The organism is Sciscionella marina DSM 45152 (assembly GCF_000379465.1).
Taxonomy (GTDB): Bacteria; Actinomycetota; Actinomycetes; order Mycobacteriales; family Pseudonocardiaceae; genus Sciscionella; species Sciscionella marina.
This window is the reverse complement of record NZ_KB905414.1, coordinates 191,674-204,702: the sequence shown is the minus strand read 5'-3', so window position 1 is coordinate 204,702 and position 13,029 is coordinate 191,674. Positions and strand designations below refer to the sequence as shown.

Here is a 13,029-nt window from a genome sequence, read left to right as displayed (position 1 = left end):
ACATGCAGGTCACGATGGCTGTCAACGGGGTCGAGGTGACCAGGGAGATCGAGGGGCGGTTGCTGCTGGTGCACTTCCTGCGCGATCACCTCGGGCTGACCGGCACACATTGGGGCTGCGACACCAGCAACTGCGGCACCTGCGTGGTGTGGCTCGATGGGGAACCGGTGAAATCCTGCACCGTGCTCGCCGCCTCGGCGGGCGGGCACGAGGTACGCACGGTCGAAGGGCTCGAACACGACGGTGAGCTCGACCCGATTCAGCAGGGATTCGTGGAGTGCCACGGTTTGCAGTGCGGCTTCTGCACGCCGGGCATGTTGATGACGGGGCGGGCGCTGCTCGACCGCAATCCGCACCCCACCGACGAGCAGGTGCGGGAAGCGATCTCCGGTCAGATCTGCCGGTGCACCGGCTACGCGACCATCGTGCGCTCGGTGCAGTGGGCTGCCGCGCACCCCGATGGTGCGGAGGCGACCGAACCCGATGTCACTGACTCCGAGGCCGTACCCAGCGGGAGCGCATCGTGACCACCACCGAGCCGAAGCGGACCGAGCGATTCGAGGACAACGACCAGAAACCGGTCGGCTACGGGCGGATGCTGCGCAAGGAAGATCCGCGATTCGTACGCGGCAAGGGCCGCTATGTCGACGACGTCCAGCTCCCCGGCATGCTGCATCTGGCGATCCTGCGCTCCCCCATGGCGCACGCGCGCATCGTGTCCGTCGACACGAGTGCCGCCGAAGCCCTGCCGCACGTGCACGCGGTGGTCACCGGCACGATGCTGGCGGACAAGGGACTGGCGTGGATGCCGACGCTCTCCAATGACGTGCAGTCCGTGCTGGCCACCGACAAAGTGCGGTTCCAGGGCCAAGAGGTCGCCTTCGTCGTCGCCGACGACCGATACACCGCCCGCGACGCGCTGGAACTCATCGATGTCGAGTACGACCCCCTCGACCCGGTGATGGACGTCCGCAAAGCCCTCGATGAGGCCGCGCCGGTCGTGCGGGACGAGATCGAGGGCAAGACCGACAATCACATCTTCGACTGGGAGACCGGCGACGCCGGGGCCACGGAAAAGGTCTTCGCGAAGGCTGACGTGGTGGTGTCCGAGGACATCGTCTACCCGCGCGTGCACCCGGCCCCGATGGAGACCTGCGGGGCGGTCGCCGACTACGACGCGGTGGACGGGCGGCTGACTCTGTGGTCGACCACCCAGGCCCCACACGCGCACCGCACCCTGTACGCGCTCGTCGCCGGACTCCCGGAACACAAAATCCGGATCATCTCCCCGGATATCGGCGGCGGCTTCGGCGGCAAAGTTCCGATATATCCCGGCTATGTGTGCTCGATCGTGGCCTCCCTGGTCACCGGGAAACCGGTGAAATGGATGGAGGACCGTTCGGAGAACCTGACCAGCACCGGCTTCGCCCGGGACTACGTCATGCGCGGGGAGATCGCGGCCACCAAGGAAGGCAAGATCCTGGCGATCCGCACCCATGTGCTCGCCGATCACGGGGCCTTCAACGGAGTCGCGGCACCGGTCAAGTATCCCGCTGGCTTCTTCGGGGTGTTCACCGGCAGCTACGACCTCGAAGCCGCCTACTGCTCGATGAGCGCGGTGTATACGAACAAGGCGCCCGGCGGGGTCGCCTATGCGTGCTCCTTCCGGATCACCGAAGCCGTCTACCTCGTCGAGCGGATGGTCAGCAGGCTCGCCGACGAACTCGGTGTCGACCAGGCACAGCTGCGGCTGGACAACTTCCTGCGCCCCGATCAGTTCCCGTACACCACGAAGACCGGATGGGTCTACGACTCGGGGAACTACGAGCCGACGATGCGCAAGGCGATGGAGATCGCCGGATACGAGCAGTTGCGCCGCGAGCAGGAACAGAAACGGGCTCGCGGGGAGATCATGGGCATCGGTGTCTCGTTTTTCACCGAGGCCGTGGGAGCGGGGCCGCGCAAGGACATGGACATCCTCGGGCTCGGCATGGCCGATGGCTGCGAGCTTCGGGTGCACCCGACCGGCAAGGCCGTGGTCCGGTTGTCGGTGCAGACGCAGGGACAGGGCCACGAGACCACGTTCGCCCAGATAGTCGCCGAGGAACTCGGTATCCCGCCGGCCGACATCGACGTCGTACACGGTGACACCGATCAGACGCCGTTCGGTCTGGGCACGTACGGCAGCCGCTCGACGCCCGTTTCCGGGGCCGCGGCCGCACTGGTGTCACGCAAGGTCCGGGACAAGGCCAAGCTGATCGCCTCGGGCATGCTGGAGGTCTCGATCGCGGATCTGGAATGGGAGAAAGGGCGTTTCCAGGTCGCCGGCGATCCCGAACAATCGGTGACCATCCAGGACATCGCCATGCGGGCACACGGCGCCGGCGACCTGCCGGAGGGCATCGAGGGCGGTCTGGAGGCACAGATCTGCTACAACCCGGAGAACCTCACCTACCCGCACGGCGCCTACATCTGCGTAGTCGACATCGATCCCGGCACGGCGCATGTCACGGTCCGCCGGTTCATCGCCGTCGACGATTGCGGCACTCGGATCAACCCGATGATCATCGAAGGCCAGGTGCACGGCGGGCTGACCGACGGCGTCGGCATGGCGCTGATGGAGATGATCGCCTTCGACTCGGACGGCAACTGCCTCGGCGGCTCGCTGATGGACTACCTCATCCCCACCGCGCTCGAGGTTCCCGACTGGGAGACCGGCTACACCGTCACCCCGTCCCCACACCACCCCATCGGCGCCAAGGGCGTCGGCGAATCGGCGACCGTCGGTTCCCCGCCCGCGATCGTCAACGCGGTCATCGACGCACTGCGGCCGTTCGGCGTTCACCACGCGGACATGCCACTGACGCCGTCCCGGGTATGGGAAGCGATGTGCGGCAACCCACAACCCCCGATCTGAGATGCGAACCGGTACAGCGACACGGATGCGTGAGTTGAGTACCCGGCGTGTGCCTTTCGTGCACGCCGTCGTTGTCCGCGCCCAGGTTCCCACCTCGGTGCGTCCGGGCGACGATGCGATCGTGCTGCCCGACGGTGTCATCGAGGGATTCGTCGGCGGGCAGTGCGCCGAGAACTCGGTCCGCACCGCCGCGCTCGGTGCCCTGCACGACCGGCAGTCCGTGCTGCTGCGCGTACTGCCCGAGGGGGAGACCGCATTCCCCGACACACCGGGCGCACGGGTGGTGGTCAATCCCTGTCTTTCCGGTGGTGCCTTGGAGATCTTCCTCGAGCCTCTGTTGCCCTCGCCCGTGCTGTGGATCGCCGGACAGTCCCCGATCGCCGACGCCGTGACGAACATGGCCGAACTGCTCGAGTTCGCCCCACGGCGCACCGGCGAGCCCACGGGAGCCACGGCCGTGGTGATCGCCAGCCACGGCCACGACGAGACCGACAGCATTCGCGCCGGGCTGGAAGCCGGGATCGGCTACATCGGGCTGGTGGCCAGCAAACGGCGCGCCGAAGCGCTGTTCGCGGAGATGGAACTCACCGAGAACGAACGGGCTCGGATCCACGCACCGGTCGGCCTGGACATCGGTGCGCGCACCGCGCCCGAGATAGCCGTGTCGATCATGGCCGAGATCATCGCCGCGATCCGCCTCGAGCACCTCGGCGTGCCCGGCGTCGCACCGGCGGAACCGGGGATCGCCGAGGATCCCGTCTGCGGGATGACGGTCACGGTCGGCCCGGACACGCCGCACGCGGTCGTCGACGGTGCCGACGTGTGGTTCTGCGCCGATACCTGCCGTACCCGGTACCTGACCGGAAACCGGGCGGTGACACCGTGTTCGTGACCGGTCTCGTACTCGCCGCGGGGAGTTCCCGGCGGCTCGGGCACCCGAAACAGCTTCTGCCTTACCGTGGGGCGACCCTGTTGGACGCGACCATGGACACGGCGCGGCGCTGCGCGTTCGGCCAGCTGCTGGTCACCCTCGGCGGGGCGGCCGAGGGAGTCCGGGCTCGCGTCGACCTGTCCGGAGCGCGGATCGTCGAGGTACCCGATCACCGGCACGGGTGCGGAAACTCGCTGCGCCAGGCGATCCCCGCAGTGGATCCACGGGCGGAGGGGCTCGTGTTGCTGCCCGGTGACCAGCCCGGTATCCGGCCCGAGACGGTCCGGGAACTGCTGCGCGCCGCCGGTGCCAGTCCGGCCGGGGTGTGCCGCTACACCGACGGGGTGGGGCATCCTTTCTGGTTCCACGCCGAGCTGTTCCGGGAATTGGCCGCCCTGCACGGTGACAAGGCCGTCTGGTCACTGCTCGAGCGCACCCCGGAGGTCGTCGAGCTCGCGGTGGAAACGACCGTACCGCCCGATGTGGATACCTGGGAGGACTACCAGATGCTGTTGGCCGAGACCGGAGTCCGCGGATGAGCATCCCGGTGACCGATCCCGACGACATCCGTGAACGGCTGGACCGGGTGGACTATCTCGTCGATGACGGAGCAGCCACCGCGCTGTTCTTCGCGCTGACGTTGGGGCAGCCACTGCTGCTGGAGGGCGAGCCGGGCGTCGGGAAGACCACCGCGGCCAAGGCCCTTGCCAGCATGGTGGGCACTGCGCTGATCCGGCTGCAGTGCTACGAGGGACTCACCGCGAGCGAAGCCCTCTACGAGTGGAACTATCAGCGTCAGCTGCTGGCCGTCCGGCTCGCCGAATCACGCGGGAGACAACTGCAGGACGCGGATCTCTTCACCGAAGAGTTCCTGCAGGAGCGCCCGATCCTGGCGGCTGTGCGCCACCGTGGGCCCATCCCACCGGTGCTGCTCATCGACGAGATCGACCGCGCCGACGACGAATTCGAGGCCCTGCTGTTCGAATTCCTCGGTGAATCGGCCATCACCATCCCCGAGCTCGGTACGGTCACCGCGGAACACGCCCCGATCGTGGTGCTGACCTCCAACCGCACCCGTGAACTGCACGACGCCCTGCGCCGCCGTTGCCTGTACCACTGGATCGAATACCCCGAACCGGCCCGTGCCGTGGAAATCCTCCGCCGTCGTGTGCCCACCGCCAACACCGCGCTGCTCGATTCCGCCGCGGCCTTCCTCGGACGGGTGCGCGAGCTCGACCTCGACAAGCCCCCCGGCCTGGCCGAGACCATCGACTGGGTCGCCGCGCTCTCCGCGCTCGGAGCCACCGAACTGGTCCGCACCGACGCGGTACGCACCCTCAGCGCCCTGGCCAAGACCCCGGACGACCGGTACACGATCGCCGAGGCCCTCGCCGAACTGCATGCCGCCGATTCGAGCGGGGACGGCGATCCGGGCCGGGCGACCGGTTAGGCCGACGACCACCACCGACAACGACAAGGAACCGAATGCGACTGCACAACGAGTTCACCGTGAACGCACCGATCGACAAGACCTGGGAGGTACTGACCGATATCGAGCGCATCGCTCCCTGCATGCCCGGTGCCCAACTGACCGGCGCTGAGGGGGACGTCTACTCCGGTCAGGTCAAGATCAAGGTCGGACCGGTGACCACGACCTACTCCGGCACCATCACCTTCACCGAGAAAGACCCCACCCAGCACCACGCCGTGATCCACGCGAAAGGCAAGGAAACCCGGGGATCCGGCAATGCCTCCGCCACCATCACCGCCGGGCTCCGCGAATCCGGCGAGAAGACGACCGTCACGGTCGACACGGATCTGACCGTCACCGGCAAAGTCGCCCAGTTCGGCAGCGGCATGATCCAAGAGGTGTCGGAGAAACTCCTCGGCCGGTTCACCACGGCGCTGGAGGCGGAGATCCTGCCCAAGCCCACACCCGAGCCGGTGAACAAGGCCTCCGGCACGACCGGCGAGGCTCGCACCGGGCCGACGGGAGCCGTCGCCCCGGCGGCAACCCGGCCCGGTACGCACAGCAGCGGCGAAACGGCACCGGTGGACGTCCTCTCGCTGGCCGGTGATTCGGTCGCCAAACGTGCCCTGCCGGTCGCCGCGGCCGTACTCGCGCTCGTCGCGGTCGTCATCATGATCGGCCGTGGCCGTGGAAACACCTCGAGTTGAGTCATCGGGACGGTCCACGGCGCTGTTGCCCGCCGTGGACCGGGCCGCGTTCGCCACCGCGTTCGCCGTGCGGCTGCGCCGACACGGCCTGACCGTCGGATCACCGGCGGTCGAGACGTTCACCAAGGCATTGGCCGCCTGCGCCCCGGACTCGATCACCCGGCTGTACTGGAGCGCCCGGATCAGCCTCGTCAACCGGCACAGCGAAATCGGCATCTTCGACACGGTGTTCGCGCAGGTGTTCGGCGAGGCGACGCTCGCGGTCGACCCGCATGCCCGGCGAACTCCGCTGGCGAAGACAAGCGGGCACGCCGACGACGCGGGCACCGGCCCCGGTCAACCCGAGCACGGTCCTGACGACGACCCCCTTCCGTGGAGCACACTTCCCGACCCGGTGTCCCGCACCGACACTTCCGATGGGGGCATCGTGATCGCGCTACGCAGCCCGAGTCCCCGGAGCGGGACGCCGGACGTCCCATTCGAACACCTCGACGACATGCAGCTGGCCCAACTCGGTTCCTGGCTACGGAAAGCGGCTCCACACTGGCCGACCCGCCGCAGCCGTCGCCGAGTGAACGACCATCGTGGCCGCACCATCGACCTGCGCGAGACGCTGCACCGGGCGCGCCGTACCGGGTGGGAACCGGCCCACCTCGCCCGACACCGTCCCAGAGACAAACCCCGCCGTGTCGTGCTCCTGGCCGACGTCAGCCAATCCATGCACGCCCAGGCGACTGTCTATCTGCACCTGATGCGCGCCCTGGCGGTGGAAACACACACCGAGGTCTTCGCCTTCGGCACCACACTCACCCGGTTGACCACCGTGCTGCGGCACCGCTGCGCCGGGCAAGCCGTCGACCACGCCAGCGAGCTCGTCACCGACCGGTTCGGCGGCACCCGCATCGCCACCAACCTCCGCGCTCTCCTTTCCGGGCCGCATGCCGATCTCACCCGCGGTGCGATCGTGCTGATCGCCTCCGATGGCTGGGACAGTGATCCCCCGGAGGAGCTCGCCCGCGCCATGGCACGGCTGCGTCGCCGAGCCCACCGCGTGCTGTGGCTCAACCCCCGCGCCGGCGCACGTGGTTTCAGTCCCCGAGTGGCCGCGATGGCCGCCGCCCTGCCTTACTGTGACGCACTGTTGCCTGCCGGCACACTCGAATCACTTGGTGCGGCCATCACCGTCATCACCGGGACAGCGACCCGCTAACTCCACAACGTGACGTGCACGGCCGGGCGGAACCGGCCCGCGTGTACTCCCGGTCCACGCACCATCGCCTGTGTCGCACGGGGAGTCGACAGGAACCGCACCAGCTCCGACGCCGCGGCCGGGGCACCACTGTCGGCGAGGACCGCCGTGTGCCACGCCCCGTTCCAGCACAGTGCGCCCCCACCCACGCTCACGAGCGTGCCCCGGGACAGATCCGGTCGCACCGTGAACGCCAGCGCGAGCGTGACGCCATGGCCGCGTTTGACCTCCTCCAACGCAGCGGCATGGCTCTGGAATATCCGCTGGCGCCCCTCCGGTATCCCCAGCTGCCGCAGCACATCGGCGACCGTGCCGACCTCTGAGGCCGCGGACGGGCCGAGCAGCCACGTCTGCTCCCGTAACCGCGCCGGGTCCGCCTGCCCAGCCGCCAACGGATGCTCGGCCGCGGCCACCGGCACCATCTGATAATTCAGGAACGGCCGGTACACCACACCCGCGTCGACCACCGCCGGACGCGGCCCCAGGGCCACATCCACCGTTCGCGTATGCAGCAGACCGGGCAGTTGCTCCGGGCTGTGCGCGGCCAACTCCACGTCCAAATCCGCCGCACGGGCCGTGAACGCCTCGATCAACCCCGGAGCCGCATGCTCGGCGAACAAGCTCGAAGCCCCCACCCGCAACAAACGCCGACCGTGCCCCGCCTGACTCACCTCCACGACCGTGCGCTCCTGCAAACTCAGCATCTCCGCCGCCCGCCGCGCCAACCGCAACCCACCCGGCGTGAACGCCAGCCCCGAATTCGCCCGCGTGAACAACTCATCGGACAACTCCTTGCGCAGCTGTCCGACATGCAACGACACCGCCGCCTCCGAGACCCCCAACTCAGCAGCGGCGCGCCGCACCGAACCCAAACGCACAACAGCGGCAAACGCACGTAACTGAGTCGGTGTCACCTACCCATTATCGCCCCCGGCCCGGGTCTGTGTCAGGGGCCGTGTCTTCCCGCCCGACACGCCGGGCATCGTGGCGGGGTTGTACCAGTCCACCGGCAATCGGTCAGCTCGAGACAATCCGCGTATGTGGTCGCGAGCTCTCCCGTGCTGAGAGCCACCGGAATGAAGCCATGTTTCCCGGCGCAGGAGCAGCCCCGGCGCGGGACGGGTCATGCTGGGCACGGCGATCCGGATGGCCGGCAGCGAAGACGGGGACGGCGAGCGACGAGCCGGATATGATCGGTCCATGAGGTTCCGCACCGCGAACATCGGCAAGGCCGGTATCGCACTCGCCGCGGGCGGTTCGCTGGTGGCCATGGCCGGGATCGCAGCCGGCGGGTGGGCTGTCCGGAACGTGAAAGCCTACGACGCGGCCAGAACACGGACCAGATGCGCCGGGTTCGTCGAGCAGACCGTGATCATCAACGGATCCACGATCAACTACGCGGCCGGACCGGCGGGCGAGAAACCGCCGTTGCTGCTGATCCACGGGCAGGGTGTCGACTGGCAAAGCTACGCCCCGGTACTGCCCGAGCTTGCCGGGGACTTCTCCGTTTTCGCCATCGATGTATACGGCCACGGCGGCTCCGATCGAGTGCCAGAGAAGTACTCTGCCTCGGCGATCGGGACCGATCTCGCCCGTTTCATCGAGGACGTGATCGGAACGCCGGTCACCGTATCCGGGCACTCGTCGGGTGGTCAGCTGGCGGCCTGGCTTGCCGGCCACCGGCCCGATCTTGTGCACGCCGCGGTGTTGGAGGACCCGCCGCTTTTCACCACTGTTCTGCCGCGGGCACGGAAAACCTGGAACTGGGTCGACCTGGCCAGCAACTGCCATGCCTTCCTCCAGTCCGGCGAGACCGACTGGATCGCCTACAGCTTCACCCACCAGAAGCTCTGGGACTTCTTCGGTGATAGCGCGGACCGGATCATCCGGACCGGACTACGCCGGCATGTCCGGCATCCGGACCGGCCGATCACGCTGTTGTTCATGCCGCCCAGCTGGAACGACATGCAGCGCTCGATGCTGAACTACGATCCCCGCTTCGGCGACGCCTTCTACACCGGAGACTGGGATCATGGATTCGATCATGAGCAGACACTGCGCGGGATCCGAGCACCCACAACGCTGATCCACGCGAACTGGAAGTACGGACCGGACGGGATTCTGCAGGGAGCCATCGACGACCACGACGCTCGCCGGATTGCCTCGCTGATCAGGGACGTCGAGCTGGTCGAGGTCGACAGCGGCCACGACATGCACGCCGAGGAACCCCGCCGGTTCATCGAGCTGGTGCGCTCGATCAACCAGCGGGTCCGCTGACCGCCCACCCGCGAGACCGGATCGGCGAGCTCAGCCGGCAGAACGTCCGGGCGAAGCCCGGCGAGAGCCGCCGTCACGCTCATCGGCCGAACGCAAGCCGTACTCCGGCTCACGCATGGGCCTGGGAACGCTCCGGCACCCTCTGGCACACTCGGTCAATCCGATGACACGTACGGACTGTCCTGTTTCAAAGATCTGGCCGGGTTTGATCTGTTCTGGTGCGTGTACCGCTGTTCGCTGACCGGCACGATGGCTGGCCGACCGGCCTTTGTGGACAGCGGTCCCGATAGCGTGGTGTTCGTGGAATTTCGCCGCGCAACGCCGGTCTTCTTCGCCGGGTGATCGTGCGGATATCGCCACCTGCCACGAGACCTACCTCGCTGAGTGAGGCCGGACCCGCGGTTCGGTCCGGTGTCCTTGGCGGGCGTTTTGCCGTTGCGCGATACGGTGACCGAACCAGGGGTTTCGGCGGTCGACCAGTTGATGTCGCATTTCCAGTTGTTCCCCTTGCCAAGGGACAATGGAGCCAGGGTAACGGTGATCAACTTCTATCTGTCCACAGTGGACCTACCTTGACGTGCGGCGGGTTTTTGCGGTCAGTGCTGACCGTGGCGTCCCGCAGTGGGGTCCGTGGTACCCGGCTCCCCGCTTGTGGGGTTGCCCGCGCCGGTGGCAGACTGCGCGCGGCGGCTCGCCACGCCACGTCTGACTCCCCGGCAGGGTGTGAAGGTCACGAAATGGACTCGTGCCCCTCTTAGGCAATGTGAGTCGCGGCCTGAACAAGCCCTTCTGGAAGCTGAGCTGCTCGTTGCGGCTGGCACAGGCGACTCTGATCTGGAGAACAAGCGCGGAGGCGTGCGCCAGAGCCGAGTTTCGTGCGCGCCCGTCGGTGGCGTTGGGTGGTTGTCATGTGACAAGCGGTATGACGGTCAGGGTGACCACGCCGGGCACGATGAGTGTGGCGGCGATCGCGTGCCAGAGCAGCTTCTTGAAGGTGAATGGTTCGCGTGCGGGGTCGTCGCTGGCGAGGACGAGTGCCCCGCCGATATGCGCGGGGTTGAGTGCCGGTGCGGCGGAGCACAATGCGACGACGATGAGTGCGGCGAGTAGCGCGATCGGTGAGCTGCCGAAGACGGCCAGGGCGACGGGCACCAGGATCCCGAGGACGAGGATCGCAGCGGACTCGACGTTGGACATCAGGGCGCACAAGTAGGCCAACGCCAGCAACGTGAGGACCGGGGTGCCGATACCGGAGAGAACCGTGGCCATGGCTTCGAGCGTGCCGATCTTGGTGAGCACCCCGATGTACATCAGCAAACCGCTGATGAGGAAGACGACCTGCCAGGGGATGGCGTTGATGATGTCCTTCTCGGGCGGGCGGAAGACCAGGAACAGCAGCAGCGAGCCTGCAAGGGAGACGAAACCGACGTCTAGATTGAAGCCGAACACCGCGATCAACATACCGACGACGGTGCACAGGCAGGCCAGCTCGTAGGAGGTGAGGTGCTTGCGCCGTTCAGGGATAATGGCCGCGTCCGTGTCCATAACGCCGGACCAACCGTGTCGCGCTGTGCCCGCCGGGCTATCGCGGGTGGGGGCTTCCCCGTGTCCGCGCTGAGCCGAGCTCGTGGTGGTTGCCTGCGCCGTGACCGTCTCGTGGTCGGGGTCCTCCACCGTGAGCGCCTCGCGGGCAGCCGAGCGGCGCACCGTGCAGGCTCGCGACTCCAGCAGGTGAACGACAAGCAGGGTGACCGCGGTGATGGCGGCAGTACCGATGAGCGGCAGGATGAACAACGCACCGGTGGAGTAGTCCCGACCGGCCTTGGCGGACAGTGACTTGACGAGGGCGCCGCTGGCGCTCAACGGAGAGAAGGTCGCGCCGATCGCACCGAAGATGGTCGCGGTACCGAGGGTGAAATAGTTGATCTTCGCCTGCTTGGACAGCCTGTACGCGATCGGCATGATGATCGCGGCGGATGCGGGACCGTAGGCTCCGGCGGCGGTGAGCGCGGCGGGGATGACGAAGCAGATCCCGGCGACCACCCACGTGCGCTGCCCGCCGTATCGCATAGCGGTCCGGATCGAGTGTTCCAGCAGCCCGCTGCGGTCCACATGCGCGAACAGCAGCGTGACACCGATGACAAGCATCACCAGCTTCACCGGGAACATGCTCATGAACGCCTTCCCCGGGACATCCGCCACCAGGGACAGGATGTAGGCGGCGGGCAACGCGATAAGCCCGATGTTCACCTTCCGCCACACCGTCAGGACGAACATCGCCACCAGTGTTGCCAGTGATGCGAACTGTAGAGCTGTCATGGTCCGGATGTCCTTCCGTGCAGGCACTGACCAGACTCAGCGGGCCGAAGACGTGGTGGTCGACCGGCGGAGATCAAGCGACATCAGATCGTGGCCGACGACGACCGAACCGGCGAACTCCTCAGCAGCGGCTGTCTGGAACTCCTCGTCCGGCACCGAGCCGTCTCCGGGATAGATGTGGGTCAGCACCAGTGACCTTGCACCCACTCGTTGGGCCAGCGCCCCGACACCCGGCACCTCCGCCACGCCCGGTCCCGCCGGCCGGGTGCGGTGCGGTGTGTGAGCATCGGTGAACTGGCGAGCCATCGACTCGTACAACGGTGTGCCGGCGAAACGCGCCACAGCCGGATCAACGGCCATGACCTCGTTCACCAGCACGTCGGTGCCTTGGGCGAGCTCGGCCAGGTTCTTGCATGGGGCAGTATCGCCACTGAACACCACCGATCCGTACGCGGTCTCGAATCGGAAGGCGAAGGCCGGGAACACCGGAGGATGCTGCACCAACGTCGCGGTGACCGTGACCTTATCGTCCGCATAGACCGAAATCGGTGCCATCGGCGGGCAGGGCACCGCGACGTTGGCATCGGTCGGCACCGTGATGTCATGCGACCGCAGCATCGGGCGGCCGTCCAACCCGGTGAACTCCAGCGCCCGGCCGCCGACACGGCGAGTCGAGCGCAGCCGCTGGTTGAGGTCATAGGCATGTGCCGCGATCGACAACCGAGTGAGGTCGGTGATCCCCGGTGTCGGCAGCTCCGGAGCGACAAGCGGCGCATCCGGCGTGCTCGGCAGGCCGGGTGTACCGGAGTCGTCGGGACCGGTGGCATCAGCCCTTCCCGGACCGTAGACCTCGACTGTCTGTCGGTGGAAGTCCCAGTTCGTCCAGTTCAGCGAGAAGAAGTTGAAGTAGTCGGCCACATGGTCCGAGTGCAGGTGCGTGATGAACATTCCGCGCACCCGGGAGAACTCGAGGCCGGCACTGAAGAACTGGCGAGGCAGACCACTGCCGGCATCGACGAGGTAGATCGCCCCGTCCACCACCAGTGCGGTGGCAATGCCTGCCCGCGTACCAGGGATCGGTCCACTCTGGGTGCCGAGCAGCACCAGCTGTGCCCCCGAATCCTTCGTGGAATCCACGGATCCCGATCCACTGGCGTT

Annotated in this window: 11 protein-coding genes; 8 read left to right on the top strand and 3 right to left on the bottom strand. The window is 67.3% G+C overall.

What is annotated here, in order from left to right:
• Positions 1-2 precede the first annotated feature (2 nt).
• Genes A37U_RS0130815 through A37U_RS0130785 form a run of 7 tightly spaced genes read left to right on the top strand, consistent with a single transcriptional unit; the run spans position 3 to position 7,236 of the window.
• The gene (locus A37U_RS0130815) at positions 3-527 is read left to right on the top strand and encodes a (2Fe-2S)-binding protein (protein WP_020500530.1); all 525 of its coding nucleotides are present in this window, start codon (positions 3-5) and stop codon (positions 525-527) included.
• The gene (locus tag A37U_RS0130810; protein ID WP_020500529.1) at positions 524-2,917 is read left to right on the top strand and encodes an aerobic carbon-monoxide dehydrogenase large subunit; all 2,394 of its coding nucleotides are present in this window, start codon (positions 524-526) and stop codon (positions 2,915-2,917) included. The genes A37U_RS0130815 and A37U_RS0130810 overlap by 4 nt, the downstream gene beginning before the upstream one ends.
• A 25-nt stretch (positions 2,918-2,942) precedes the next feature.
• Entirely contained in the window at positions 2,943-3,809 is an 867-nt protein-coding gene (locus A37U_RS0130805) for an XdhC family protein (RefSeq protein ID WP_086010851.1), read from the top strand.
• Positions 3,800-4,387: a nucleotidyltransferase family protein gene (locus tag A37U_RS0130800; protein ID WP_020500527.1), complete on the top strand. Its 588-nt coding sequence runs from the start codon at positions 3,800-3,802 to the stop codon at positions 4,385-4,387. The genes A37U_RS0130805 and A37U_RS0130800 overlap by 10 nt, the downstream gene beginning before the upstream one ends.
• On the top strand, positions 4,384-5,298 hold the full coding sequence (locus tag A37U_RS0130795; RefSeq protein WP_020500526.1) for an AAA family ATPase: 915 nt from the start codon (positions 4,384-4,386) through the stop codon (positions 5,296-5,298). Before A37U_RS0130800 ends, A37U_RS0130795 begins: the two co-directional genes overlap by 4 nt.
• Positions 5,299-5,333: 35 nt before the next feature.
• Complete coding sequence (locus tag A37U_RS0130790) at positions 5,334-6,026, top strand: SRPBCC family protein (RefSeq protein ID WP_020500525.1); 693 nt, start codon at positions 5,334-5,336, stop codon at positions 6,024-6,026.
• Positions 6,001-7,236 (top strand): vWA domain-containing protein, encoded by a 1,236-nt coding sequence (locus A37U_RS0130785; RefSeq protein ID WP_205623063.1) that lies wholly within the window; start codon positions 6,001-6,003, stop codon positions 7,234-7,236. Before A37U_RS0130790 ends, A37U_RS0130785 begins: the two co-directional genes overlap by 26 nt.
• Here the strand turns inward: A37U_RS0130785 and A37U_RS0130780 are convergent.
• On the bottom strand, positions 7,233-8,189 hold the full coding sequence (locus A37U_RS0130780) for a LysR family transcriptional regulator (RefSeq protein ID WP_026197778.1): 957 nt from the start codon (positions 8,187-8,189) through the stop codon (positions 7,233-7,235). The two genes, A37U_RS0130785 and A37U_RS0130780, sit on opposite strands and share 4 nt — an antisense overlap.
• Before the next feature lie 286 nt (positions 8,190-8,475).
• Here A37U_RS0130780 and A37U_RS46215 point away from each other — a divergent pair, with 286 nt between their 5' ends.
• Positions 8,476-9,552, top strand: a complete 1,077-nt coding sequence (locus A37U_RS46215) for an alpha/beta fold hydrolase (RefSeq protein WP_063712858.1) — start codon at positions 8,476-8,478, stop codon at positions 9,550-9,552.
• Positions 9,553-10,458: 906 nt separating this feature from the next.
• Here the strand turns inward: A37U_RS46215 and A37U_RS0130770 are convergent.
• Both A37U_RS0130770 and A37U_RS46210 read right to left on the bottom strand, forming a co-directional pair.
• Positions 10,459-11,871, bottom strand: coding sequence for an SLC13 family permease (locus tag A37U_RS0130770; protein WP_020500521.1), 1,413 nt, complete (start codon positions 11,869-11,871; stop codon positions 10,459-10,461).
• Between the two features lie 36 nt (positions 11,872-11,907).
• Entirely contained in the window at positions 11,908-13,008 is a 1,101-nt protein-coding gene (locus A37U_RS46210) for an MBL fold metallo-hydrolase (protein ID WP_040589191.1), read from the bottom strand.
• Positions 13,009-13,029 lie beyond the last annotated feature (21 nt).

Coding starts and splice junctions, on each gene's coding strand:
- A37U_RS0130790 (WP_020500525.1), top strand. CDS start 5,334: ATGCGACTGCACAACGAGTTCACCGTGAACGCACCGATCGACAAGACC.
- A37U_RS0130815 (WP_020500530.1), top strand. CDS start 3: ATGCAGGTCACGATGGCTGTCAACGGGGTCGAGGTGACCAGGGAGATC.
- A37U_RS0130805 (WP_086010851.1), top strand. CDS start 2,943: ATGCGTGAGTTGAGTACCCGGCGTGTGCCTTTCGTGCACGCCGTCGTT.
- A37U_RS0130795 (WP_020500526.1), top strand. CDS start 4,384: ATGAGCATCCCGGTGACCGATCCCGACGACATCCGTGAACGGCTGGAC.
- A37U_RS46215 (WP_063712858.1), top strand. CDS start 8,476: ATGAGGTTCCGCACCGCGAACATCGGCAAGGCCGGTATCGCACTCGCC.
- A37U_RS0130770 (WP_020500521.1), bottom strand. CDS start 11,871: ATGACAGCTCTACAGTTCGCATCACTGGCAACACTGGTGGCGATGTTC.